25 protein-coding genes and 1 tRNA gene are annotated in these 22,910 nt (G+C 60.5%); 16 read left to right on the top strand and 10 right to left on the bottom strand.

Annotation, left to right across the window (positions count from 1 at the left end):
* Positions 1-83 precede the first annotated feature (83 nt).
* On the top strand, positions 84-275 hold the full coding sequence (locus G9X68_RS21350; RefSeq protein ID WP_020050966.1) for a hypothetical protein: 192 nt from the start codon (positions 84-86) through the stop codon (positions 273-275).
* Between the two features lie 140 nt (positions 276-415).
* The gene (locus G9X68_RS21345; RefSeq protein ID WP_171604127.1) at positions 416-1,042 is read left to right on the top strand and encodes an outer membrane protein; all 627 of its coding nucleotides are present in this window, start codon (positions 416-418) and stop codon (positions 1,040-1,042) included.
* A 208-nt stretch (positions 1,043-1,250) separates the two neighbouring features.
* Here G9X68_RS21345 and G9X68_RS21340 read toward each other — a convergent pair whose 3' ends face one another.
* Positions 1,251-1,538: a DUF1236 domain-containing protein gene (locus tag G9X68_RS21340; RefSeq protein WP_171604126.1), complete on the bottom strand. Its 288-nt coding sequence runs from the start codon at positions 1,536-1,538 to the stop codon at positions 1,251-1,253.
* 183 nt (positions 1,539-1,721) lie between these two features.
* On the bottom strand, positions 1,722-1,994 hold the full coding sequence (locus G9X68_RS21335; protein WP_097620353.1) for a BON domain-containing protein: 273 nt from the start codon (positions 1,992-1,994) through the stop codon (positions 1,722-1,724).
* A 279-nt stretch (positions 1,995-2,273) separates the two neighbouring features.
* On the opposite strand from G9X68_RS21335, the gene G9X68_RS21330 reads away from it, so the two are divergent.
* Positions 2,274-2,567 carry a hypothetical protein gene (locus tag G9X68_RS21330; protein ID WP_171604125.1) on the top strand — a complete coding sequence of 98 codons (294 nt, stop codon included), beginning with the start codon at positions 2,274-2,276 and terminating at the stop codon, positions 2,565-2,567.
* Positions 2,568-3,138: 571 nt separating this feature from the next.
* Here the strand turns inward: G9X68_RS21330 and G9X68_RS21325 are convergent.
* Positions 3,139-3,214, bottom strand: a tRNA-Ile gene (locus G9X68_RS21325).
* A 199-nt stretch (positions 3,215-3,413) separates the two neighbouring features.
* On the opposite strand from G9X68_RS21325, the gene G9X68_RS21320 reads away from it, so the two are divergent.
* The gene (locus G9X68_RS21320) at positions 3,414-3,782 is read left to right on the top strand and encodes a response regulator (RefSeq protein WP_130692259.1); all 369 of its coding nucleotides are present in this window, start codon (positions 3,414-3,416) and stop codon (positions 3,780-3,782) included.
* 122 nt (positions 3,783-3,904) lie between these two features.
* On the opposite strand, the gene G9X68_RS21315 is transcribed toward G9X68_RS21320, so the two are convergent.
* The 3 genes from G9X68_RS21315 to G9X68_RS21305 form a co-directional block, all read right to left on the bottom strand.
* Positions 3,905-4,108, bottom strand: coding sequence for a hypothetical protein (locus tag G9X68_RS21315; RefSeq protein ID WP_171604124.1), 204 nt, complete (start codon positions 4,106-4,108; stop codon positions 3,905-3,907).
* Entirely contained in the window at positions 4,105-4,770 is a 666-nt protein-coding gene (locus tag G9X68_RS21310; protein ID WP_027683681.1) for an acyl-homoserine-lactone synthase, read from the bottom strand. Before G9X68_RS21310 ends, G9X68_RS21315 begins: the two co-directional genes overlap by 4 nt.
* 196 nt (positions 4,771-4,966) lie before the next feature.
* A complete protein-coding gene (locus G9X68_RS21305; RefSeq protein WP_164046687.1) occupies positions 4,967-5,692 on the bottom strand; it encodes a LuxR family transcriptional regulator in 726 nt (241 codons plus the stop codon).
* Positions 5,693-5,815: 123 nt separating this feature from the next.
* On the opposite strand from G9X68_RS21305, the gene G9X68_RS21300 reads away from it, so the two are divergent.
* Both G9X68_RS21300 and G9X68_RS21295 read left to right on the top strand, forming a co-directional pair.
* A complete protein-coding gene (locus G9X68_RS21300) occupies positions 5,816-6,010 on the top strand; it encodes a hypothetical protein (RefSeq protein WP_003541553.1) in 195 nt (64 codons plus the stop codon).
* Between the two features lie 337 nt (positions 6,011-6,347).
* A complete protein-coding gene (locus G9X68_RS21295; protein WP_171604123.1) occupies positions 6,348-8,273 on the top strand; it encodes a DUF5054 domain-containing protein in 1,926 nt (641 codons plus the stop codon).
* A 42-nt stretch (positions 8,274-8,315) separates the two neighbouring features.
* On the opposite strand, the gene G9X68_RS21290 is transcribed toward G9X68_RS21295, so the two are convergent.
* Together G9X68_RS21290 and G9X68_RS21285 are read right to left on the bottom strand one after the other, a co-directional pair.
* A complete protein-coding gene (locus G9X68_RS21290; protein ID WP_171377548.1) occupies positions 8,316-8,555 on the bottom strand; it encodes a DUF2934 domain-containing protein in 240 nt (79 codons plus the stop codon).
* 25 nt (positions 8,556-8,580) lie between these two features.
* Positions 8,581-8,787, bottom strand: coding sequence for a hypothetical protein (locus tag G9X68_RS21285; protein WP_129419795.1), 207 nt, complete (start codon positions 8,785-8,787; stop codon positions 8,581-8,583).
* Positions 8,788-9,148: 361 nt separating this feature from the next.
* Between G9X68_RS21285 and G9X68_RS21280 the strand changes: the two genes are divergently transcribed.
* Both G9X68_RS21280 and G9X68_RS21275 read left to right on the top strand, forming a co-directional pair.
* On the top strand, positions 9,149-9,532 hold the full coding sequence (locus G9X68_RS21280) for a BRA0787 family protein (RefSeq protein ID WP_129419796.1): 384 nt from the start codon (positions 9,149-9,151) through the stop codon (positions 9,530-9,532).
* A gap of 220 nt (positions 9,533-9,752) precedes the next feature.
* Entirely contained in the window at positions 9,753-10,166 is a 414-nt protein-coding gene (locus G9X68_RS21275) for a DUF4174 domain-containing protein (protein WP_171604122.1), read from the top strand.
* Between the two features lie 64 nt (positions 10,167-10,230).
* Here G9X68_RS21275 and G9X68_RS21270 read toward each other — a convergent pair whose 3' ends face one another.
* Positions 10,231-10,941 carry a GntR family transcriptional regulator gene (locus tag G9X68_RS21270; protein WP_171604121.1) on the bottom strand — a complete coding sequence of 237 codons (711 nt, stop codon included), beginning with the start codon at positions 10,939-10,941 and terminating at the stop codon, positions 10,231-10,233.
* Between the two features lie 266 nt (positions 10,942-11,207).
* Between G9X68_RS21270 and G9X68_RS21265 the strand changes: the two genes are divergently transcribed.
* The 7 genes from G9X68_RS21265 to G9X68_RS21235 all read left to right on the top strand — a co-directional run bounded on the left by G9X68_RS21265 (position 11,208) and on the right by G9X68_RS21235 (position 17,638).
* Positions 11,208-12,296, top strand: a complete 1,089-nt coding sequence (locus G9X68_RS21265) for an ABC transporter ATP-binding protein (RefSeq protein ID WP_171604120.1) — start codon at positions 11,208-11,210, stop codon at positions 12,294-12,296.
* A gap of 53 nt (positions 12,297-12,349) precedes the next feature.
* Positions 12,350-13,648 carry an ABC transporter substrate-binding protein gene (locus G9X68_RS21260; RefSeq protein WP_171604119.1) on the top strand — a complete coding sequence of 433 codons (1,299 nt, stop codon included), beginning with the start codon at positions 12,350-12,352 and terminating at the stop codon, positions 13,646-13,648.
* A gap of 309 nt (positions 13,649-13,957) precedes the next feature.
* Complete coding sequence (locus G9X68_RS21255) at positions 13,958-14,869, top strand: ABC transporter permease (protein WP_171604118.1); 912 nt, start codon at positions 13,958-13,960, stop codon at positions 14,867-14,869.
* 1 nt (position 14,870) lies between these two features.
* Positions 14,871-15,692, top strand: a complete 822-nt coding sequence (locus G9X68_RS21250) for an ABC transporter permease (RefSeq protein WP_171604117.1) — start codon at positions 14,871-14,873, stop codon at positions 15,690-15,692.
* A gap of 1 nt (position 15,693) precedes the next feature.
* Positions 15,694-16,437: an aspartate/glutamate racemase family protein gene (locus G9X68_RS21245; protein WP_171604116.1), complete on the top strand. Its 744-nt coding sequence runs from the start codon at positions 15,694-15,696 to the stop codon at positions 16,435-16,437.
* Positions 16,438-16,441: 4 nt separating this feature from the next.
* Entirely contained in the window at positions 16,442-17,053 is a 612-nt protein-coding gene (locus G9X68_RS21240) for a flavin reductase family protein (RefSeq protein ID WP_171604115.1), read from the top strand.
* An 87-nt stretch (positions 17,054-17,140) separates the two neighbouring features.
* A complete protein-coding gene (locus G9X68_RS21235; RefSeq protein WP_171604114.1) occupies positions 17,141-17,638 on the top strand; it encodes a heme-degrading domain-containing protein in 498 nt (165 codons plus the stop codon).
* Between the two features lie 27 nt (positions 17,639-17,665).
* Here G9X68_RS21235 and G9X68_RS21230 read toward each other — a convergent pair whose 3' ends face one another.
* Positions 17,666-18,925, bottom strand: a complete 1,260-nt coding sequence (locus G9X68_RS21230; RefSeq protein WP_171604113.1) for an AGE family epimerase/isomerase — start codon at positions 18,923-18,925, stop codon at positions 17,666-17,668.
* A gap of 169 nt (positions 18,926-19,094) precedes the next feature.
* On the opposite strand from G9X68_RS21230, the gene metH reads away from it, so the two are divergent.
* On the top strand, positions 19,095-22,868 hold the full coding sequence (gene metH, locus G9X68_RS21225; RefSeq protein WP_171604112.1) for a methionine synthase: 3,774 nt from the start codon (positions 19,095-19,097) through the stop codon (positions 22,866-22,868).
* Positions 22,869-22,910: the final 42 nt, after the last annotated feature.

Below are 22,910 nucleotides of genomic sequence, written 5' to 3'. Positions count from 1 at the left end.
CTATAAATCCTCGTCGGTATTCGCCGTGGCGTGGTAGATTGCCCGCTTGGGGTAAAACCATGCCCTTCGAAGGAGAAGCTCAGATGAACCGATTTTTCGCATTTATCGCGACCGGAACGCTGATCAGCCTTGCCACGATCATTTCGGGCTGCACTTCGTCCGGAAGCGTCGACCAGACGTCGTCGATCGGCGGCGGTTATTATGAGCGTCAGCCGCTTAATCCCGCGTGTGGGGGTGGGTTTAGACCTAGCGACGGGCGGTCTTGCAGTTATTAGAGGGCGCGATACTTGTCACGACCACTTTGGCGCATATGTTCTCTAATCGTATAGTTCTGCGAGTGTGTCTTTAGCCTTACAGCTATTTGTTGAGTTGGGCTGTATCCTCTGGCGTGTTGCAAGACATGGGGTAAACGAAAATGAAGCTAACGGTCGCCACCACTTTTCTAGCACTTGTCGCAACGACCGCGTTTGCGGCGGATGCCGTACAGGACATCCCGGCCGCACCTGTTGCGGCTGCGCCGGCTTTCACCTGGTCAGGCCCTTATCTCGGTATCGATGGCGGCGCCAGTTGGCTAAACGGTGACTTCAGCGTCGGCGGGGCCAGCGATTCTCAGGATTTCAACGGCGGCGTCTTCGGTGGATTTGTGGGTTACAATTTCCAGTTCGACAACAACTTCGTTGTTGGTATCGAGGGCAACCTCGAACACAACTGGAACGAAGAGGAAGCGCTGGGGGCGGATGTTGGGACCGATTGGGCCGGCGCTGTTCGTGGTCGTGTCGGCTACGCCTTCGACAGAGCGCTGCTTTACGGCGCAGCTGGTTGGACCGCCACGCGCGGATACGTGGACGTGCCGGGGTTTGACAAAGAAACGGAGACCTTCAACGGTTACACCGTCGGCGCTGGCGTCGACTTTGCCATCACCAACAACATCTTCGCCCGCGGCGAGTATCGGTATAATGACTTCGGCGAGAAAGACATTCTCGGCGTTGATGTCGACATCGACCAGCACGAACTCAAGTTCGGAATCGGCGTGAAGTTCTAAGAACTGTCTGTCGGATCAGCAGGAGGAAGGCCCCGCCGAAAAAGCGGGGCTTTTTGCGTTTCATGGCAACGACGTCATTTGATGCAGCTCGCTTCGGTGGATGCCAAGCTGAATTCAACCCTCGCGCGCCGAGCGAACGGCGCCTGATTCGGAGGAAGGTGGAATGATAAATCGCGGGCCTTGGAAACAGGCCCGCGATGCTTTCAAGTTATTGGATGACCTCAATCACCGCGCGGGTCTTCGGATTGACGAGCACGCGCTTTTTGTTGACGACCACATAACCGTAATCAGGTTGATCGGGGATTGTGTGGATCTCGACCGTGTCAGGAAGCGCCGTACCGACTGCGACGTCACCTTCAAAGGTGACGGATGGCGTTTCCTGTTTTTGGACATAGGTCTTGACCTCGCCAGGGACGACGACCGTCGCCGTCTGCGCGACCGCCGCTCCTCCGAGTGACAGAAACAGCGCTACCGCAGAGATGACCAGTGCTTTCATGTTATCCTCCCAGGATATTGAGTGTCCCGGTAAACGCCACCGATAAGATAGTTCCTCCGCTACACGGAATGCCTGCGGGCATGTTTAAATAGTCACATCCACTTTCCGAGTCAGATTGACGCATTCCAGGCGCAGGTTTTCGCCATCCCTCTTGGTTCGTCCGAGCTCGCTGAATAACGCTCGCTACTGCGTCGGGAAGCGGCTCAGCATCCGGTCGTGGACATTCTCCTCGCCGACGATCATCGCCGCAAGCGAGATGGCTTTGTCGCGGTCTGCGGCTTTCGTGATATAGCCTTCGAGCAGGACGACAGGGCCGAGCATCCGGATCTCGATGGCGCTGCTGTCGATGTCCGGATTTGCGGACAGGGCTGCCTCGATGGTTGCGATCGTCGATGCTGAACTGTGGCCTTGCGAGCAGCGCTCTTCGTGATTGTAGTTGTCGGGGCCGAACTTCATAGTCTCCTCCTGATCCGCCCTCCACGGATCTTCAACATGCCTCAAGGCTAATATGAGCAGCAGGGCATGGAGTTGCCAGTCCGACTTAAGTCCGCCTTTCTCTCCGTATCATCCGCTTTAGCTGCTTCCACAGCTCTGTTGAAGGGCGCCAGATTGTCGATCCATAGGGGAATGAATAGCAATGCAAACGGTCGGAATAGTGAAGACTTCGCTCCGCTGGGCGGTTCATCGAAGGTTAATGCTTGTTAACCCAGAATCTTATCCTGAAAGGATGCGCCGATGAAAATGCCTTTTTCCTCACTTGCAGCCATAGTGTTGTCTGCATCTTTCGCTCTGCCGTTGAACGCCACACCGATCGTGGTGCCGAACGCAGTACATATACACACTCCCGACGTCGAGCAGGTCAAGCACCGGAAACATCATAAATGGCACGCGAATCGCCACTGGAAGCGGCGGCACGCCTACCGCGACTGCAGGTATTACGGCTCGTGCTACCGTCAGCAGTATTACGGCTATCGCGACTATTACCCCTATCGTCGTCGGTCAGGTGTGACCGTATATTTTGATTTCTAGTCGGTGTTGCCACGCACACCAACCTTGGTCCAACAGGCGCGCCGTCGGCATCACTGGCCGGCGGCTTTTCCGCCCTTTGCCGTTGTAGTAAAAAGAGTGCAGATGAACAGCACCTCCATCCATCTCCGAAAGAAACGCGTGCGCCATCGGGGCGCACCGACTTCGTTCGGAGATGGACATGCACCACAAGAGAAAGCGCCCGCGGAAAGCCGCCTGCGGGCTGTGCAAGCCGCATAAAACTAGTGGCAATTGCCCGCGGCATAAAAACATGCAGGTGGGCAAGCTGCGCCGCTACCTGTCTGGATCCGACCAGCTCCACTGCGGGAGATCAAGATGTCGGGCAGGGATGGGAGCTATCAGCAGTAGTCAGCGATTTTTGGATGGACGACGAGTCAACAGGCAGACTGTACACCCGCGCGGCTCGTCGTACGAACTTGGCGGGCGCGAGCGCTAAGCTGCTGCTGCCGGATTGAAACGAGAACAAAGGTATCCCACTTGGCGGTTCAAGTTTTGAAAAGGGGGCCCTAGAAAACAAAGATCAGCAGGAAAAACAGGAGCCTGCAGAAAGCGTTGGTGGGCCCGGAGGGACTCGAACCCCCAACCAAGCGGTTATGAGCCGCCGGCTCTAACCATTGAGCTACAGGCCCTTGGCGCCGGTAGCGGCACCGTGATGCCGGGGCAATGGTTCCCGCAGCATCGGTTTCGCTCTAACGCAAATCCGCGGGGGCTACAAGCGGTGAGCGCAAGCATCTGTGGACGATGCATATTTCGTGGGCAGCCACTGGAACCTTCTCGCGTGGGCTACACTTATCCAAGTCACATTCCGCATGAAGAGGGCGATCGCAGATGGTGGCTTCGAACAGTGCCGTGGTGCTCATCGTGGAGGACGAGCCGCTGATCCGGTTCAATATCCTCGATGTGCTGGAAGAGGTCGGTCATGTGGCGCTGGAGGCGGCGAATGCCGACGAGGCTCTGGTGGTGCTGAAGGGCAGGCAGGATGTCGATATCCTGTTCACCGACGTCAACATGGCGGGTTCGATGGACGGTCTCCAGCTTGCCAACCGGGTGAGGGCGATGCGGCCGAATATCGGCATCATCATCACCTCCGGCATGGTGCGGCTCGATCCGATGGCGCTGCCCGCCAATACCGCCTTCCTGCCGAAGCCCTACATGCACGACACGCTGATTTCGACCATCAATTCCCTGATGACGTAACGGCAATACCCTGATGACTGGACAGGCGCGCGCAGCCGCAAAACGGGGACTGTTTTTGCGGCTGCGCGCGAGGCGCCGGGAGACATGCTCGTCTTCAGGCGGGGCGGAGGGGAACCACACCCTCAGCTGAAGCTGCTCTTCAGCGCCTCGTTCTCATGATGGGCCTTCTTCTCGTAGATCGTAAACAGCGCCATCGAGAGGAGATAGGAGAGGAAGGGATCCCCCATCTGCGTGGCGATGTCGCGGGATGCGAGAACATGGCGCTCCAGCGCACCGATATCCTTCTGCATTGCGGTCTGCGTGGCGGTTTCAGCGAGGCGGTTCATGCTGCCATCTCCAGGAATTGGGTCACGACCGAGCGGGCCGGCACGTGCCTGACATAAAGGGGTAGGGTGAGGCCGAGGGCGGCGCGCATCTTGCGCAGCACGCGGTCCGAGACTTCGAAGGCGCCGCAGCAGACGGGATATTTGCCGTAGCCGTCTGCACGGCCGAGTTCCTCCACTTCGGCGCCGGCGCGCTTGTAGACGCGCTTGAGGTAGGGCTCGTAGTTGGAGATCATCGTATGGATGCCGTGGTCGAGAGCACATTCGCAAAGGGCGAGCAGCATCATGGAGAAGGCGCGGCCGGCGTCGATATCGGGGAAATCCTTGGCGATCGCCTCCTCGTCGATGCACATGCGCGTGCCTTCCCAGATGCCGGGGGCGATAAGATTGGCGGCATCTGGAAATGTCTCGCGGAAGACGTCGTAGAGAAGGGTCGGGCCTGTTGTCGGCATCAGGCGCATGCCGCCATAAAGACGGGTGCGGCTGTCGTTGCACCAGACGAGATAGGCGGGGGCGAGCGAATCGTAGCTGTCGCGTTCGTAAGGGCCGATGACGGGAACGTCCCAGCCGAGCGTATCAGCGAAGACCTTCTTGCGCAGGCGAAACATCTGGTCGAGTACGGCAGCGTATTTCTGATACTCATGTGCCTGAATGATAACGAACATTTTGCCCTCCAGCGTTTTCAAGTTCGTGGAAAGCAGAATGGTTCATGCGGGCCGGATCGGAAATTCCCTCAGATAGGCCCCCTCAGATGAGGGGGGCAGAACATGTCGCGCAAAAGTGTGCCGCGGTTTTGCGACAACGACATGCGTAAAACAAAGAGCTAAAGCGCGAGGACCGAATCTGAAAGATCGCGATGGGCTAGGGATTGATGATGCGCAATTGCACGGCCCGCGAGGCGGCGGCCGAGATCGTCGCGCAGCCGAGTTTGAAACGGGCGGTCTTCAGATAATCGCGCGTGGTGTGCTCCGATATGCCCAGGATCACCGAAATATCCTTGTAATCCTTGCCAAGCGCCGTCCAGTGCAGGCACTCGATTTCGCGCGGCGACAGTGACGGCACCGGATCGTTTTCGCCATGCAGCTCGTAGACGGCCTTGCGGTGGATGAGATGGGCAATCTCGATCCATTCGTTGCGGCAGCGGCGGACAAGTTCGGCCCATTCCTCGGCCGGTATGCGAGCATTCAGCGACAAGAGCGCGCGGCGCTGCGCCTTGTCGGCGACGGGAATGGAGTAGCCGTTGCCGCCGATACCGTGCTTCTGGGCATCGACCAGCATGGCATAGGCCTCCGGCGTCGGCTCGACCTCGCTCCAGTCGAAGGGCAGCTGGCGTTCGAAGCCCTGTTTGACGATCGGATCGACCTTCACATAGCTGTTCAGGAGGTAACGGGAGACCCAGGCATCCGGATAGGTGGTGCGCACGAAGGGCGAATCGATCTTGCTCGCGATCGTCTGGGCGAGATGGTAGGTGACGAAATCGAGGCCATATTCCGCCTGGAGAATGCGGATGGCGCCATCCACATTGGCCGCAGCCTTGATCTGCTCGAAAGCGGACTCGAACTTTTCGCTGTAGGTATTTTCAATCATTTCCACTGCCCCAATCCCCTCAATCCTACCGCGAGGGCCGTCACAAATACAAGGCATCCCCACATATGCGGGGAATGACAATCTTGGCCCCATCTGCTAGCGCCTTCCATGAGGAGGCCTCATATGGACAGCAAAAGACCATTCGAGATTGCCGAATGCCAACAGGCCGCCAAGGGTCTGAAATCCAGCTGGCAGGACATGGCCGGCTCCGAAGCGCTGATCCGCGCTCTCGTTGCCGAACGCAACGGCGACACGCCGCTGGCGCTGTTCTGGACTGAGGTTCACCGGGCGCTCTGCCAGGAAACCAACGCCTTCTGATAATCGGCTTTCCCGAAAGGCTCAGGCTTTTCTCCTTGGCTAAACAGCGCACCACCCGGGCGCGGCAGCAAGGAAGTCCCGCCGCCTCTTCTATATAATTGTCGATGAACACGTCTTCATTCTTGTCGCGATTCGATTCTACGATGAAAGCGTCGGACGACAGCGTTTTCGGATATATGGTTAATAAACCCGCACTATTTCATCGATTTGTGCCAAAACGGGTTGACGAAGAATTTGTGGCAGGAGCAATGGTGTTTGTGGAAACGGTTACACTTCTCACCTGTGCCGCCACTGGCTGCAGAATGTTTCGACTGTCATCACCGATATGTGAAATGGAATGACTGAAAAGCGCGTGCATCTGGTCTTCAAGACCCATCTCGATATCGGCTTTACCGATTATGCCGAGAAAGTCCGCCGGCAATATCACGAGCGCTTCATTCCGCAGGCGATCGAAACGGCCAAGCATTTTCATGCCGAAAATCCCGACGAGCCGAAATTCATCTGGACGACGGGCGCCTGGCTGATCTGGGATCATCTGAATTCGCGCTCTGCAGCCGAGGTGGGAGCGCTGGAACAGGCGATCGAGCGCGGGCTGATCCGCTGGCACGGCCTGCCGTTCACCACCCATACGGAGCTGATGTCGCCGGATCTCCTCCGGGCCGGGCTTTCCTATTCGCAGGAACTCGACCGCCGCTTCGGCAAGACGACGATCGCGGCGAAGATGACCGATGTACCCGGCCATACGCTCGGCATGGTACCGCTGCTGTCCGAGGCGGGCATCCGCTTCCTGCATCTCGGCGTCAATACGGCCTCACCGCCGCCCGATGTGCCCGACATCTTCCGCTGGCGGGCGCCCGGCGCCGAGGAAGTGGTCGTCATGTATCAGCGCTCTTATGGCGAGACCTGTTTCCCCGACGGTTTCGAGGACGGTCTGAGCTTTGCCCATACCAACGACAATATGGGGCCGCAGAGCGTGCCGCAGACGGCGGAGGCCTATCGCGAATTACGCGCCCGTGAGCCGGATGCGATCATCCGCGCGGCGACGCTCGAGGATTACGGCGCCATTCTCTGGAGGGAGCGTGAGCGTTTCCCGGTTGTCGAGCTGGAACTCGGCGACAGCTGGATCCATGGCAGCGGCAGCGATCCGGTGAAGACGGCTCGGTTCCTCGCGCTGCAGCGGCTCTACGACCGCTTCGCGGCGGATGGGCTCGACGCACGGCGTCTCGCCTTCGGGCGCGGACTAGCGATGGTGGCCGAGCATACCTGCGGCGTCGATATCAAATCCTATTTGCGCGACGATAAGGCGTGGTCGCGGGCCGATTTCGAGGCCGCACGCCGATCCGATTATCGCTTCGCCTATACCGAAGCCTCATGGGACGAGCAGCGCGCCTATCTCGACCAGGCGGTCTCGGAGCTCGACGAGACGGACCGGAGCGCAGCCCAGAGCGTACTTGCCGAATTTGCCACGCCTGCCGTCATCAAGGGCGGTGGGCGGGAGCTCCGCCTGCAGACCGGTGGCTGGTCGATCGTGCTCGACGGCGCGAGCGGCGATGTGGCCGAAATCACCTCTCCCTCCGGTCGGACGATCTCCGGCTGCGACGGCTCGCTGATCGCCTATCGATATGAGAGCTACGATGCCGGCGACGTCAACCGCCACATGCAGACCTACCTGACCCATCGCCAGGAATGGGCGGTGCTCGACCATGACAAGCCGGGGCTCGCCTGGTCGGGGGCCGCACTTTCGAAGGTCTTTCTGCCGGCGTTGGAAGCAACGCAAGCGGCGGGCATCCTTCTGTCGATGCCGGCCGCGGCCGTGCAGAAATATGGCGCGCCGCCGCATGTGATGCTGCATTTCACCGCCGAGGGCGATCGCCTCAACCTCAGCCTGACATTGCACGACAAGCCCGCCAACCGCATGCCGGAGGCAAGCTTTCTTTCCTTCACGCCTGATGGTGCGGCAGACTGGAATTTCCGCAAAATGGGCCTCTGGCACCGATCGGGGAATATAGCGACGAGCGGCGGGGCGCAATTGCAGGCGGTGACATCAGCACGCAGTGATCTTGCCGATGGTCCGCTGACGATCGAAACCTTCGATGCGCCGCTGGTTGGGCCGCAAAGCTCGGATTTCATGACGTTTTGCAGAACTCTGCCGGATTTTACCGCCGGCATCCGCTTCAATCTGCACAACAACAAGTGGGGAACCAATTTCCCCATGTGGTGGCAGGGAGATTTTCAGGCGCGCTTCCGGCTCAGGCTCGACTGAGCCGCTCGATCCGCAAGCGGCCCGGCCGATGTGAGAAAGGATTCAGCCGACGTTTGCTGTTCGGTTGAACCAACTGGCGCGTGGCGCTTCGGGCCGCTGCGGCTTCGGGCGAAACTTCACCAGCACCTCGCGGCCATCGGAGGAGGCCTGCGTGCGCTCCAGCGCGTCGCGTTCGGCAACTGCCTGGCGCCAGTGCTCGTCGTCGCGCCCATTTGGCCGGCCCTGTTCCTCCCAAATCGCGTAAGCTCTTTTGCTGATCCATTCGTGGCGTCTGTCGCTCATCGATCCATTCCATTCATCAAAATTGTTATTCGGCAATTCTGTCCTGCAGAACCGGCGGCCGGCGCTTGGCTGCCATCAGCAGGTCGAGTTCGATCGAGGAGGGCCCGAAACGGGTAAACAGGCTTTCTGCCTGCTCGCCGCGCAGGCCATATTTGGAGGCGAATTCGTCAAGGCTATAGGGGCGGCCGCGCAGGATCTTGCTTCGGCGCTCCGGTTCACGGATTTGCGTCATTGGTGATAACCCCAGTGTGTTTTGCGAATGTGAGGACAAAACAAATTACAGAGACAAAAGTTCCGTGAATTTTCAGGGGTTTTTTCGCCTCGCCGTGTCATTCCGGAGCGATCTCGGGCGGGTGGCATAGATTTTTAAGGCTGGTGTGCGCGGAGAAAATTTCGTCTAAAACACGCAAGAATATCAGCGTGTTATGGAATTCGCTTCCGCGGCGGCGGATAAATGGGCTTTACCCCGGCGCGTTACTCTATAGAATCAATAGTGTTATTCGGTTCGCAGGGGCAGCAAATCGTTCCGTTCCCCGCGTTGGCGCGACCGATACCGGAGGACTTTGGCTTCAACCCATCAAGAGGAGACAGACATGATGAATGCACTGCCGCCACTTCATGACGGCCACGCGCCGTTCAACCTCCAGCAGCTGTTTCGTGAAGCGCTCTATGCCTTCGAGGAATGGGACAGCGAATTGACCGAACCGATCGTGACCCACGAAGGCCGGGTCATCCCCATCAGCTTCGTTTTCGAAGCCATGCGCGAATGCACCGACATCGTGCCGATGAACATCGTCGGCGCCGTCACCGAACGGCTGACCAAGCCGTGGGAGGGCGAAGGCCCGCTCGACCAGATGACTTTCTCGACGGCGGCGCGTGTCATGCGCGTCCTGGTGCGCAAGCGCCTTCTCGTCACCGGGGCTGCGGATCTCGTTGCCGTTTCGGCCCATGCGTCAGAAGACCAGGGCCGCGACTGACAAAGTGAGGATCGCGGCCATGGCTGCGATCCTTTTCCGCTTCTTGGCGGAACCTCACTTATTCCCAGCCGTTTAATTCGGCAGGCACAGCCCGCTACTACAGCGCCCTTTTCGAGAGTCGCAAAGGGGCGCTGTAGCACTTTGAATTGCTGCACAATCTATCCTTAAATCGATCCCGATTTAAGAATTATGCAGTGGTGACGGGCGAGGAATGAGCACCATGCTAAAATCTATTGTTCATGAAATCATGGGTACACCCAGGCGTGAGCCTGATCTTCCGCAATCGCTCGAGCAGTTTCGCGACAGGAAACGGGTGCTGATCATCTTTGCCGATGCGCAAGATGACCGCGCGCTCATCCAGGATGAATGGCTGCGCAAGGCGCATATGCGCTTGATCGAGGAAGACATCGAGGTGTTCAGCATTGCCGGCGGCGGCGCGTTTGCGCTGTTCGACGATGACTGGGAACTCGATGCCGACGATATTCGCGATCGGCTGCAGGGACCGCCATCCGGCGAGTTCGGGTTAATCCTGATCGGCCGCGACGGAACCGTGAAGCTGCGCTCCAGCGAGCCGATGAGCGCCGAGGATATCTTCGCGGCTTTTGAGTTGCTGCCGAAGAAGACGCCCTGGTAGCGTTTCGAGAGTCCGTTTGAAGCGGGGCGCGGTGAAGCATCCGCGCCCCGTGTCTTTTGCATGTTCAGAGTTCGAAGGCTTCCTTGAGGCCCAGGCTCTTGCGTTCGCGCAGGTCAAGATCGGCCTCGATGTGGGCGATGTGATGCAGCATCAGCTGGCAGGCGCGGTCAAGTTCGTCGGCTTCGATTGCCGAGACAATGTCACCATGTTCGGAATGGCCGCAGCTCGATGCGGTCGATTGCCCGTAGAGTGCAATCACCAGCGACGAGCGGGCGACAAGCTCCTCCATGAAGCGCTGCATGATTGAGTTTCCCGATATGGCCGCCAGCATCAGATGAAAATCGCCCGATGCCTTGATTTCGGCGCGGCGCGCCGTCTGACCGCGCTCGCTCATCAGGCGGCCTTCTTCCAGCAGAAGCTGTCGCAGATGGGTAATATCGTCAGGCGTGATCCGCGCCGCTGCCTCGCGCAATATGCCCGGTTCGACCAAGCGGCGGGCGGAAAAGATCTGGCGAGCCTCTTCCGGCGAGGGATAGGCGACGAAGGCGCCGCGGTTTTTCTCGACGCTGACGAGGCCTTCATAGGAGAGCGCCTGCAGGGCGGCGCGGGCAAGCGTGCGGCTGACGTTGAAGAGATTGCCGACATCGCTTTCCGAAAGCTTGGTGCCGGGCGAGAGCCTGCGCTCGACGATCGCTTCGCGAATGGCATCGCGGATCTGTTGCGCGCCGGTATCTGTGGAGTCTTCGGCCTGCTGAGCCTTGGCGGCGGATTTCATGAAATTTATTTCCTGATGGTCGGCAAACCATATCCGGCTTCGCGCCAAAGTTAAACAGAATTTGTGCCCGAAATGGAGGCCAGATTGTATACGATGTTTTGCACAAATTGCGCACGATAGCCTAAATCATGTGCATATAGCGCTGTGCCTATAATTTGCTTTCTTAGCTGCAGTCTTGATAAAATCGTTATTTCGCAATGGCTTGCTGCAGGCAACGGAGTCTGGCACGGCAGATGCATCGTCTTTTCCAAACAGGGGAAGGCATGATGTCGAAAGCGGCAGAGATCGATATAGTATCCGTTTCGAAGGTCTATGGCGCGACGACGGCGGTCCATGCGATTAGCCTGAAGATCCCCGCCGGCTCCTATTGCTGCTTCCTCGGCCCGTCGGGCTGCGGCAAGACCTCGACGCTGCGCATGATCGCCGGCCATGAAAGTATCTCGTCAGGCGACATCAGGCTCGGCAATGTCGTCGTCACCGATTTTCCGCCGGCCAGGCGCGGCACGGCGATGATGTTCCAGTCCTACGCGCTCTTCCCGCATCTCGACCTGATCGACAACGTCGCCTTCAGCCTGAAGATGAAAGGCGTCGACAAGCAGGAGCGGCGGGCGAAGGCGCTCGAGATGCTGAAGCTGATGCAGATGGAGGCCTATGCCGCCAGGCGTCCGGCCCAGCTTTCCGGCGGCCAGCAGCAGCGCGTGGCGCTGGCGCGCGCGCTGATCACCGATCCGGAAGCGCTGCTGCTCGACGAGCCGCTGTCGGCGCTCGATCCGTTCCTGAAGATCCGCATGCGCGCCGAACTCAAGAAACTGCAGAAGTCGCTCGGCATCACTTTCGTGCATGTCACCCACAGCCAGGAAGAGGCAATGGCGCTCGCCGATGTCATCGTCATCATGAATGACGGCCGGATCGAGCAGGCGGCAGCCCCGCGCGAGGTCTTCGAGAAGCCGGCGACGGCCTTTGTCGCCCGCTTCATGGGCGACCACAACGTGCTGTCCGGCCGGGTGGCCTCGAGCGAGAACGGCGTGCTCGTCATGACCGTGCCTGAGGGGCAGAGCTTTTCCGTACGAGGGACGGGCAAGGAAGTCGGCGAGCCCGTCGACATCGGCATTCGCACGGACCGTGTGCGCCTGCAGGTGGCGACCGAATGGACACTCGGCTTCGACGGCATCGTCTCCAACATCGAATATCGCGGCTCTTCCGTGAAGATCACCGTTCTCGGCGCCGGCAGCGACGACTTCACCGTCATTGCCGACGACGGCGACTATTTCGCCCGGCCGGTTGCCGTTGGCGACACCGTCTCGCTCAGCTGGGCGCTCGAAGATGCCGTGCTTCTCGGCCGCTCTTCCGCATGAGCCATTACCATCAAGAACACTGAACCTTCTATCCAAGAAAAAGGGGAACTGACATGACGACTGAAACGACATCGACCAAGGCGGAAAAGGGGCTTTCCCGTCGCACGCTGCTGAAGACGGGTGCTGCCGCCGTCGGCGCCATCGCCGGCTCCGGCGCCATCACCGGCTTTCCCACCATCTGGGCCCAGACGAACATCACGCTTCGCCAGTTCGGCACCGGTGTTTCGAACATCAATGCCATCGCCGAGAAGTGCAAGGCCGATCTCGGCATCACGCTGGAGATGACGGCGACCGATTCCGACGCTGCCGCCCAGCGCGCCGTCACCCAGCCTGACAGCTACGACATTGCCGACATCGAATATTGGATCGCCAAGAAGGTGTTCCCGACCGGCGTCATGCAGCCGATGGACGTCAAGAAGCTGAAATATTACGACAAGATCGTGCCGCTGTTCATCAACGGCAAGCTGAAGCCGGAAAGCGTCATCGCCCAGGGCACGGCGCCGCACACGGTCGGCTTCGTCGAGGCTCCGGGCGCCAAGACCTTTGCCAAGGAACCGACGCAATGGATGACGATGGTTCCGACCATCTACAATGCCGATACGCTCGGCATCCGCCCCGATCTCGTCGGCCGCGATATTTCGAGCTGGGCCGACATCATGGATCCGAAGTTCAAGGGCAAGACCTCGATCCTCAATATCCCGTCGATCGGCATCATGGATGCGGCGATGATCATGGAGGCTATGGGCAACATCAAATATGCCGACAAGGGCAACATGACGAAGGAAGAGATCGACAAGACGATCGAATTCCTCATCAAGGCCAAGAGCGACGGCCAGTTCCGCGCCTTCTGGAAGAGCTTCGACGAGTCGGTCAACCTGATGGCGTCGGGTGAAGTCGTCATCCAGTCCATGTGGTCGCCGGCCGTTGCCGCCGTCCGCTCCAAGGGCATCGCCTGCAAGTATCAGCCGCTCAAGGAAGGCTACCGCGCCTGGGGCGGCGGTCTCGGCCTTGCCTCGCATCTCAAGGGCGCGCAGCTTGATGCCGCCTATGAATATATCAACTGGTACACGTCGGGCTGGGTCGGCGGCTACCTCAACCGCCAGGGCTATTATTCCGCCTGCATGGACACTGCCAAGCAATTCATGTCGGCCGACGAATGGGGCTACTGGATCGAGGGCAAGCCGGCTGCCGGCGACATCCTGTCTCCCGAGGGCAAGGTGATGGAAAAGGCCGGCGCCGTTCGCGACGGCGGCTCCTTCGAAGCCCGCATGGGTGCTGTCGCCTGCTGGAACTCCGTCATGGACGAGGACCGCTACATGGTTCGCCGCTGGAACGAGTTCATCGCTGCCTGATCTCCGCTGACAGGGCGGCAGCTACTGTCTTTCGCTAACGCTTAAGACGTCGCTTCGCTCCGCCCCATCATCTGCCCTTCGGGCATCTTCTCCCCGCCGGGGAGAAGGGGGAGTTTGCCGCTCGGAAGGTAACAAAAGAGCAAGGTTTGCGGCGGCGGAGACGCTGCCGCGAATCTCTTCTCCCCAGCGGGGGTCCGAAGGACGGGGCGAGACCAGTGGCTCGACCCAGGCAAAAGGTGCCGGCAGGCGGACGAAGGGGCTGCACGCGCCTTCGTTCAACCTGGCGTAATCAGAACGGAGAACTGGATCATGGCGACCATTGCAGTGGAAACGGAAGAAGGCAGCCGCGGCGCACGCGGTAGACGGTCTTTCCTCTCCCCCTCAGCCATCTCCTATCTCCAGGCGACGCCGCTGTTCGTCATTCTCGGCTTGTTCTTCCTGCTGCCGATCGCCATGATCGCGGTCGTCAGCTTCTGGGACTACGACTTTGCCGGTCTCTATCCCGACTTCCTGACGATGAACTACACCGACACGCTCGGTTCGTGGGTAACGTGGAAGATCTATCTCAACACGCTGAAATTCACCGCGATCGTCTGGGCGCTGACGCTCGTCATCGGTTTCTGGGTCGCCTATTTCCTGGCCTTCCACATCCGCAAGACGTCGACGCAGATGATCCTTTTCCTTGTCTGCACCGTGCCGTTCATGACGTCGAACATCATCCGCATGATTTCGTGGATCCCGGTGCTCGGGCGCAACGGCCTCGTCAATTCGACGCTGATCAAGATGGGCATCATCCCGCAGCCGATCGAATGGCTGCTCTATTCCGATTTCGCCGTCGTGCTCGCCATGGTGCATCTCTATACGCTGTTCATGGTGACGCCGATCTTCAATACGCTGATGCGCATCGACCGGTCGCTGTTCGAGGCGGCGCGCGATGCCGGCGCGTCTGGCTGGCAGGTGCTGTGGAATGTCGTTGTTCCGCTCGCCAAACCCGGTATGGCGATCGGCACGATCTTCGTCGTCACGCTCGTCATGGCTGATTTTTCGACGGTGCAGGTGATGTCCGGCGGTCAGAGTGCTTCGGTGGCGCTGATGATGAAGAACCAGATGTCGTTGCTGCAATATCCGGCCGCTGCCGCCAATGCCGTGGTGCTGCTCGCCGTCGTGCTGCTGATGGTCGCGGCCATCCTGCGCGTCGTCGATATCCGCAAGGAGCTTTGAGATGAGCCACGAAAAACGCGGCCTGGAATTCTACCTGCTGGCGCTCTTCTTCGTCATCTTCGTGCTGTTCCTCTACGGGCCGCTATCGGCGATCCTGATCCTCTCCTTCCAGGGGCCGGACGGCGGCCTGACCTTTCCGATGAACGGCGTTTCCACACATTGGTTCTTCAACCTGTTCGAAAAGCAGGCGGTCGGCGATTTCGGCGCCTCGTTCCGTCGCTCCTTCACCCTCGGGCTAATGGTGATGGTCGTGACCGTCGTCGTGTCGCTGCTCGCCGGCCTTGCCTTCCGTCGCCGTTTCCGCGGTTCCACCGCGCTGTTCTACGCCACGGTCGCCAGCCTCGTGGTGCCGTCGATCATCATCTCGCTCGGCATCGGCGTCGTCTTCCAGCAGGGAGGCTTGAAGCCCGCCTGGTATTCGTCGGCCTTCGGCGCTCATCTGACCTGGACGCTGCCCTTTGGCGTGCTGATCATGTTTGCCGTCTTCAACCGCTTTTCGCCGGCCTATGAAGAGGCGGCGCGCGATCTCGGCGCCAGCTCCTGGCAGACGTTCCGCCATGTCGTGCTGCCGATGATCGCGCCGAGCCTCGTCGGCGTCGGCCTCTTCGGCTTCACGCTCTCCTACGACGAATTCGCCCGCACGCTGATGACATCAGGCACCTACAACACGCTGCCGCTCGAAATCTACGGCATGACGACCAACGTCACGACGCCGGTGCTCTATGCGCTCGGCACGGTGACGACGCTGTTTTCCTTCACCATCATTCTCATCGCGCTCGGCATCATGACGATGCTCAGCCGGCGGCAGGCAAAGATAAACTGACATGCGCATCCTCATCGTCAATCCGAACACCACGGCCTCCATGACCGAGAAGGCCGCGACCGCCGCGCGAGCGGTGGCGGCATCCGGCACGGAGATCATCGCGGCCACCTCGCGCATGGGGCCGGTTTCCATCGAGGGGCATTACGACGGGGCCCTAGCGATCCCAGGCCTGCTCGCCGAGCTTAAGGAGCGGCAGGGTGTGGGCTACGACGCGGCTATTATCGCCTGTTTCGACGATACCGGTCTCGAAGCGGCGCGAACCTTTGCCGATGTCCCGATCCTCGGGCTTTGCGAATCCGCCGTGGTGACGGCGGGCTTCCTGGCGCAGCGCTTCACCGTGGTGACGACGCTGGAGCGGTCGCGGGTGCTGATCGACAATCTGGTGCGCCGCTACGGCATGGGCGATCGTGCCAAGGTGCGTGCCTCCGACATTCCCGTGCTGGAGCTCGAAGATGCGGCCTCGGGCGCGACCGGCAAGCTCAGGGCCGAGATCGAGCGGGCGCTTTTGGAAGACGGCGCCGAGGCGATCGTGCTCGGCTGTGCCGGCATGACCGATCTGGCGCGCGAGCTGCAGGAGATCTATGGCGTGCCTGTCGTCGATGGTGTCGCGGCCGCCGTCAAGCAGGCCGAAGCGCTGGTGTCGCTCGGGCTTTCCACCAGCAAGCGCGGCTCCTATGCTTCGCCGCTGCCGAAACCCTTCACCGGGGCGATGAGCGGTTTTTCGCCGGTCCTGAAGGTCGGTTGAACCGATGTCCGTCTCTTTCGATTTCAAGCAGCTTACAGAGCGCGAACGCTACAAGCTGATGATCGGCACGATCATCCCGCGGCCGATCGCGCTGGTGACGACGGTCGACGAGAACGGCCGGATCAACGCCGCACCCTTCAGTTTCTTCAACTGCCTTTCGGCCGATCCGCCGATCCTTGCGATCGGGGTCGAGAACAATGCCGACATGTCGTTCAAGGACACTGGCCACAATATCCGCATGACCGAGGTGTTCACGGTCAATATCGTCTCCTTCGCGATCGCCGAGGCAATGCATGTCTGCGGCGCCAAATATCCGCGCGGCGTCGACGAGTTAAAGGAAGCGGGCTTGACGGCGATGCCGGGCGAGAAGGTCGCCTCGCCCTTCATAGTCGAGGCGCCGGCTGCCTTCGAATGCAAGCGGCACGTGACGCTGGAGCTCGGCCGTTCGCGGCAGATCGTCATGGGCGAGATCGTCTATGCGCATTACCGCGACGGGGTGGTCGATCCGGAACGGCTGCATGTCGATCCGGCTGCGGTCGATGCCATTGCGAGGCTTGGCGGCGATACCTGCGCCACCATCCGCGACCGCTTCGAGATGCTGACGCCGAAGCTCTGACATCAGGTTAGGCCCAAGTTTTGCTTTACTTTTTCTCTTCTGATGAGAATGGTCTGCAGCGGATCATTGCAGGAGAGGCGGCCTATCATGACAATCGAGAACGATCTCAGCCGGATCGCGGAGCAGGAGAAAGCGCTGAGCTTCGACGCCTTCGACCTGACGACGGCATGGCAGCTCGGCAAACTCCTGCAGGAACTGGCCACCGAGCGCGGCCTCGGCATCGCGATCGACGTGACCCTGCACTCGATGCCCGTCTTCTATGCGGCACTCCCGGGTGTGATACCCGATAACGTCAATTGGGTCCGCCGCAAGCGCAACATGGTGCTGCGTTATTTCCGCAGCAGCTATGCCTCCGGCCTGAAGCTGCAGAAAGACGGCAAGACGGTCGAGGATAACGGGCTTTCCGGCGCCGACTATGCGCCGCATGGCGGCAGTTTCCCAATCAACGTCAAGGGTATCGGCTGCATCGGTGCGGTCACCGTCTCCGGCCTGCCGCAGCGTGACGACCATAATCTCGCCGTCGAGGCGCTGGCGCTGATGCTGGCGAAGGATTTGGATACGCTGCGGCTCACCCCGCCGCTCTGAGCGAGCGCGGCGCTGGACTCCTCAATCTTAGAGCTTGCCGCCGGCCTCGGCGATGCCCTTCGTCAGGCTGCCCGTGGCCGGGAAGAGCGGGATGAGGCAGGCCTGTAGGGCGTGGTAGATATCGCCCTTGCCGGGGAACAGCGAGTGCGAGGGAACGAGATCTTCCGTAAGCTCCTCGTGCCAACCGCCGTTCTTGTGGTCGATGAAGGCGCGCTCGATCACGTTCCAGATCTTGCGGTAGCTTTCCTCATGGAAATCGCTCGGCAGGTGCTCGTTGAGGAAATGTGCAGCAGCCGCACCTTCGCAGGCTGGCCACCAGAGTTTGTTGCGCTTGGCGGGCTTGTCGTCCCAATCGAGCGTGTAGAAGAAGCCGCCCTTGTCGTTGTCCCAGCCGAGCGCCATGGATTGGGCAAACAGCGCCTTGGCCGCATCCGGCATCCACTCGATCCGTTTGCCGCCGAGCACCCAGAGCTGCAGGATGAGGCGGGCCCATTCCAGCCAATGGCCGGGCGTCGTGCCGGCCGGGCGGAACATTTCGTTTGGATGATAGTAGGTCTTGTCGAGCTTCCATTCGGCGTCGAAATGCTCGGCGACGCGCCAGTCGACCGAGCCGGCCGCGCGGCGGATGACGAGGTCGGCGATGCTTTCGGCCTTGGTCAGATATTCCCTGTCGCCGGTGGCCTCGAAGGCCGCCATCAGCGCTTCGGTCAGGTGCATATTGGAGTTCTGGCCGCGATAGGTGCCGCCATCGAGCGGCTGCCAATCGGCAGTGAACTCCTCGGCAATCGCCCCGTGCTTGGCTTCCCAGAATTTCGTGTTGAGGATCTCGGTGATATCGGCGAGCATGCCGTCGGCAAGCGGATGACCGATCGTCTTTGCGGATGAGGCGGCTAGCAGCACGAAAGCATGGCCATAGCCCTGCTTGTTGGAATCCACGGGACCGTCATTGTTGAGCGACCAGAAATAGCCGCCGTTTTTCCGGTCGCGATGATGGTTCCAGATATAGTCCATGCCGTGGTCGACGACATCGGCAGCGCCGGGGCGGCCGAGCAGGGCGCCGATCGAGAAGCAATGCACGGCGCGCGCGGCGATATGGATGCCGCGAACCTGGCCTTCCGCGTCGAGAGGCCCGCCTTCGTCGTCGAGATCGTAGAAGCCGCCCTTGGGGTTGACCGAATTGTGCTGGAAAAAATCGAAGAGACCGTTCGCCTGGTTAAGCAGCCAGTCGCGGTGGTAGGCGCGGCTCGTCCAGTTTCCAAGCACGGCGTTGCCGGTTGCGGGTGCCATGATGCTCCTCCGATTTCGTGCACAAAGCGTTGTAAACGCCTATATAGGCGTCGTGCGAGTCTGTCATCCGGCGAGATTTGCAAAGCACGAAATCGACAGGCATATATTGACATAAAGATATCTTTATGTGATTTGGAAGTCTGGTCTTACGACGTCAAGGAGCCCTCCCGTGTTTGACAACCTCTTTGGTCCGGAAACGGGCAAGCGTGACGGCAGTGAAGTTTTCGCGGCTTTGAGACAAGCCGCGAGCGAGCGCATCCTCGTTCTTGACGGCGCCATGGGCACTCAGATCCAAGGGCTCGGCTATGATGAAGACCAGTTTCGCGGAACGCGCTTCATCGGCTGCGCCTGTCACCAGAAGGGCAATAACGACCTTCTGATCCTGACCCAGCCGGACGCGATCGAAGAGATCCATTACAGATACGCCAAGGCCGGCGCCGATATTCTCGAGACCAACACCTTCTCCTCAACCCGCATCGCGCAGGCCGACTACGAGATGGAAGGTGCGGTCTACGACCTCAACAAGGAAGGTGCCGAGATCGTGCGCCGGGCAGCACAGCGCGCCGAGCGTGAGGATGGCCGCCGCCGCTTCGTCGCCGGCGCCATCGGACCGACCAACCGCACCGCGTCGATCTCCCCCGATGTCAACAATCCCGGTTTCCGCGCCGTGACATTCGACGATCTGCGTTCCGCTTATGGCGAGCAGATCGACGGGCTGATCGACGGCGGCGCCGACATCATCCTCATCGAGACGATCTTCGACACGCTGAACGCCAAGGCTGCAATCTTCGCCTGCGAGGAGCGCTTCGAGGCCAAGGGCGTGCGCCTGCCTGTGATGATCTCGGGCACGATAACCGACCTTTCCGGCCGCACGCTGTCCGGCCAGACGCCGTCGGCCTTCTGGAACTCGGTGCGCCATGCCAATCCCTTCACGATCGGGCTCAACTGCGCGCTTGGCGCCAATGCGATGCGCCCGCACCTGCAGGAGCTTTCGGGTGTTGCCGACACCTTCATCTGCGCCTATCCAAATGCCGGCCTGCCGAACGAGTTCGGCCAGTATGACGAAACGCCGGAGCTGATGGCGGCGCAGATCGACGGCTTCGCCCGCGAGGGCCTCGTCAACATCGTTGGCGGCTGCTGCGGCTCGACGCCCGAGCATATCAAGGCGATCGCCGAGACCGTCGCCAAGTACAAGCCACGGCCGATCCCCGAGCATCGCCCCTTCATGTCGCTGTCGGGTCTCGAACCCTTCGAGCTGACCAAGGACATTCCCTTCGTCAATGTCGGCGAGCGCACCAACGTCACCGGCTCGGCCCGCTTCCGCAAGCTGATCACCAATGCCGATTTCACCGCAGCGCTCGATGTCGCCCGCGACCAGGTCGAGAACGGCGCGCAGGTGATCGACATCAACATGGACGAAGGTCTGATCGATTCCGAAAAGGCGATGGTCGAGTTCCTCAACCTGATCGCCGCCGAGCCCGACATCGCCCGTGTGCCTGTGATGATCGACTCGTCGAAGTTCTCGATCATCGAATCCGGCCTGAAGCGCGTTCAGGGCAAGCCGATCGTCAACTCGATCTCGCTGAAGGAAGGCGAAGAGAATTTCCTCGCCCAGGCGCGGCTGCTGCATAATTATGGTGCCGCCGTCGTCGTCATGGCCTTCGACGAGACGGGGCAGGCGGACAGCTATGAGCGCAAGGTGGAAATCTGCACGCGCGCCTACAAGCTGCTGACCGAAAAGATCGGCTACCCGCCCGAGGATATTATCTTCGATCCGAATATCTTCGCGGTCGCGACCGGCATCGAAGAACACAATAATTACGGCGTCGACTTCATCGAGGCGACGCGGACGATCCGTGAGCGCATGCCGCTGGTGCATATTTCGGGCGGCGTCTCGAACCTGTCATTCTCGTTCCGCGGCAACGAGCCGGTGCGCGAGGCGATGCACGCCGTGTTCCTCTACCACGCCATCCAGGCGGGCATGGACATGGGCATCGTCAATGCCGGCCAGCTTGCCGTCTACGACAATATCGATCCCGAGCTGCGTGAGGCCTGCGAGGACGTGGTGCTGAACCGTCGCCCCGACGGCACCGAGCGGCTGCTCGAAGTGGCGGAAAGATTCCGTGGCGGCGCCGCACGCGAAGGCCGGGTCCAGGATCTTTCCTGGCGCGAATGGAGCGTCGAGAAGCGTCTCGAGCATGCGCTGGTCAACGGCATCACCGAATATATCGAGGCCGATACCGAAGAAGCGCGCCTGCAGGCCGCCCGGCCGCTGCACGTCATCGAAGGGCCGCTGATGGCCGGCATGAACGTTGTCGGCGATCTGTTCGGTTCGGGCAAGATGTTCCTGCCACAGGTGGTCAAGTCGGCGCGCGTGATGAAGCAGGCGGTGGCCGTGCTCCTGCCCTACATGGAAGAGGAAAAGCGCCTCAACGGCGGCGAAGAGCGTCGATCGGCCGGCAAGATCCTGATGGCGACGGTCAAGGGCGACGTGCACGATATCGGCAAGAACATCGTCGGCGTCGTGCTTGCCTGCAACAATTACGAGATCGTCGACCTCGGCGTCATGGTGCCGGCGACGAAGATCCTCGAGACGGCGATTGCCGAGAAGGTCGATGTCATCGGCCTCTCCGGCCTGATCACGCCGTCGCTCGACGAGATGGTGCATGTCGCCGCCGAGATGGAACGCCAGGGCTTCGAGATCCCGCTGTTGATCGGCGGGGCGACGACCAGCCGCGTGCATACGGCCGTGAAGATCCATCCGGGTTATAACAAAGGCCAGACGATCTATGTGACCGATGCCAGCCGCGCCGTCGGCGTCGTCTCGGCGCTGCTCTCGCCGGAGACACGCCAAGGCTATGTCGACGATATAAGAGCCGAATATGCCAAGGTGGCGGCCGCCCATGCGCGCAGCGAGGCCGAGAAGGTGCGCCTGCCGTTGCCCCGGGCTCGTGAGAATGCCCACAAGATCGACTGGTCCGCCCACCAGCCGGTGAAGCCGCAATTCTTCGGCACGCGGGTGTTCGAGGATTACGATCTGGCCGAGCTTGCCAAATACATCGATTGGACGCCGTTCTTCCAGACCTGGGAACTGCGCGGCCGCTACCCGGCCATCCTCGAAGACGAGAAGCAGGGCGTGGCGGCGCGTGCGCTCTGGGCCGATGCGCAGGCCATGCTCAAGAAGATCGTCGACGAGAAGTGGTTCCGCCCGCGCGCCGTCATCGGCTTCTGGCCGGCCGGTGCTGTCGGCGACGACATCCGGCTGTTCACCGACGAGAGCCGCAGCCAAGAACTCGCCACCTTCTACACGCTGCGCCAGCAGCTTTCCAAGCGGGACGGGCGGCCGAATGTGGCGCTCTCCGATTTTGTGGCGCCGGTTTCAAGCGGTGTTCAGGACTTTGTCGGCGGCTTCGTGGTGACGGCAGGTATCGAGGAAATCGCCATCGCTGAGCGTTTCGAGCGGGCGAACGACGATTATTCCTCGATCCTCGTCAAGGCGCTGGCCGACCGCTTCGCCGAAGCTTTTGCCGAGCGTATGCACGAGCAGGTGCGACGCGAATACTGGGGCTATGCCAGGGACGAGACCCTCAGCAAGGAGGACCTCATCACCGAAGCCTATGCCGGCATCCGTCCGGCGCCCGGCTATCCCGCCCAGCCCGATCACACGGAAAAAGCAACCCTCTTCAAGCTGCTCGATGCTGAAAAAGCGGCCGGCGTGAAGCTGACGGAGAGCTATGCGATGTGGCCAGGCTCCTCGGTATCCGGCCTCTATATCGGCCATCCCGACTCCTACTATTTCGGCGTTGCCAAGGTGGAGCGTGATCAGGTGGAAGACTATGCGACCCGCAAGGGCATGGAGGTCTCCGAAGTCGAGCGCTGGCTCGGGCCGGTGCTGAACTACGTGCCGCGGAAGGCGGAAACCGAGATCGAGGATGCGGCGTAACCAGCCGTTTGGCGTCGTCCGCTGATAAAGTGATTCAAGAAA

It is taken from the genome of Rhizobium changzhiense (assembly GCF_013087625.1).
In the GTDB taxonomy this organism is placed as follows: domain Bacteria; phylum Pseudomonadota; class Alphaproteobacteria; order Rhizobiales; family Rhizobiaceae; genus Rhizobium; species Rhizobium sophorae.
Note: the sequence above shows the minus strand (reverse complement) of the source record. Positions and strands in the feature narration are given on the sequence as shown.

What these genes read in the sequence shown, in the direction of transcription:
- G9X68_RS21275 (WP_171604122.1), top strand. Translation starts at nt 9,753, where the DNA reads ATGCTAAAATCTATTGTTCATGAAATCATGGGTACACCCAGGCGTGAG.
- G9X68_RS21235 (WP_171604114.1), top strand. Translation starts at nt 17,141, where the DNA reads ATGACAATCGAGAACGATCTCAGCCGGATCGCGGAGCAGGAGAAAGCG.
- G9X68_RS21255 (WP_171604118.1), top strand. Translation starts at nt 13,958, where the DNA reads ATGGCGACCATTGCAGTGGAAACGGAAGAAGGCAGCCGCGGCGCACGC.
- G9X68_RS21295 (WP_171604123.1), top strand. Translation starts at nt 6,348, where the DNA reads ATGACTGAAAAGCGCGTGCATCTGGTCTTCAAGACCCATCTCGATATC.
- G9X68_RS21250 (WP_171604117.1), top strand. Translation starts at nt 14,871, where the DNA reads ATGAGCCACGAAAAACGCGGCCTGGAATTCTACCTGCTGGCGCTCTTC.
- G9X68_RS21320 (WP_130692259.1), top strand. Translation starts at nt 3,414, where the DNA reads ATGGTGGCTTCGAACAGTGCCGTGGTGCTCATCGTGGAGGACGAGCCG.
- G9X68_RS21285 (WP_129419795.1), bottom strand. Translation starts at nt 8,787, where the DNA reads ATGACGCAAATCCGTGAACCGGAGCGCCGAAGCAAGATCCTGCGCGGC.
- G9X68_RS21330 (WP_171604125.1), top strand. Translation starts at nt 2,274, where the DNA reads ATGAAAATGCCTTTTTCCTCACTTGCAGCCATAGTGTTGTCTGCATCT.
- G9X68_RS21230 (WP_171604113.1), bottom strand. Translation starts at nt 18,925, where the DNA reads ATGGCACCCGCAACCGGCAACGCCGTGCTTGGAAACTGGACGAGCCGC.
- G9X68_RS21340 (WP_171604126.1), bottom strand. Translation starts at nt 1,538, where the DNA reads ATGAAAGCACTGGTCATCTCTGCGGTAGCGCTGTTTCTGTCACTCGGA.
- G9X68_RS21260 (WP_171604119.1), top strand. Translation starts at nt 12,350, where the DNA reads ATGACGACTGAAACGACATCGACCAAGGCGGAAAAGGGGCTTTCCCGT.
- G9X68_RS21315 (WP_171604124.1), bottom strand. Translation starts at nt 4,108, where the DNA reads ATGAACCGCCTCGCTGAAACCGCCACGCAGACCGCAATGCAGAAGGAT.
- G9X68_RS21290 (WP_171377548.1), bottom strand. Translation starts at nt 8,555, where the DNA reads ATGAGCGACAGACGCCACGAATGGATCAGCAAAAGAGCTTACGCGATT.
- G9X68_RS21305 (WP_164046687.1), bottom strand. Translation starts at nt 5,692, where the DNA reads ATGATTGAAAATACCTACAGCGAAAAGTTCGAGTCCGCTTTCGAGCAG.
- G9X68_RS21280 (WP_129419796.1), top strand. Translation starts at nt 9,149, where the DNA reads ATGATGAATGCACTGCCGCCACTTCATGACGGCCACGCGCCGTTCAAC.
- G9X68_RS21245 (WP_171604116.1), top strand. Translation starts at nt 15,694, where the DNA reads ATGCGCATCCTCATCGTCAATCCGAACACCACGGCCTCCATGACCGAG.
- G9X68_RS21350 (WP_020050966.1), top strand. Translation starts at nt 84, where the DNA reads ATGAACCGATTTTTCGCATTTATCGCGACCGGAACGCTGATCAGCCTT.
- G9X68_RS21335 (WP_097620353.1), bottom strand. Translation starts at nt 1,994, where the DNA reads ATGAAGTTCGGCCCCGACAACTACAATCACGAAGAGCGCTGCTCGCAA.
- G9X68_RS21240 (WP_171604115.1), top strand. Translation starts at nt 16,442, where the DNA reads ATGTCCGTCTCTTTCGATTTCAAGCAGCTTACAGAGCGCGAACGCTAC.
- G9X68_RS21345 (WP_171604127.1), top strand. Translation starts at nt 416, where the DNA reads ATGAAGCTAACGGTCGCCACCACTTTTCTAGCACTTGTCGCAACGACC.
- G9X68_RS21270 (WP_171604121.1), bottom strand. Translation starts at nt 10,941, where the DNA reads ATGAAATCCGCCGCCAAGGCTCAGCAGGCCGAAGACTCCACAGATACC.
- G9X68_RS21310 (WP_027683681.1), bottom strand. Translation starts at nt 4,770, where the DNA reads ATGTTCGTTATCATTCAGGCACATGAGTATCAGAAATACGCTGCCGTA.
- G9X68_RS21265 (WP_171604120.1), top strand. Translation starts at nt 11,208, where the DNA reads ATGTCGAAAGCGGCAGAGATCGATATAGTATCCGTTTCGAAGGTCTAT.
- G9X68_RS21300 (WP_003541553.1), top strand. Translation starts at nt 5,816, where the DNA reads ATGGACAGCAAAAGACCATTCGAGATTGCCGAATGCCAACAGGCCGCC.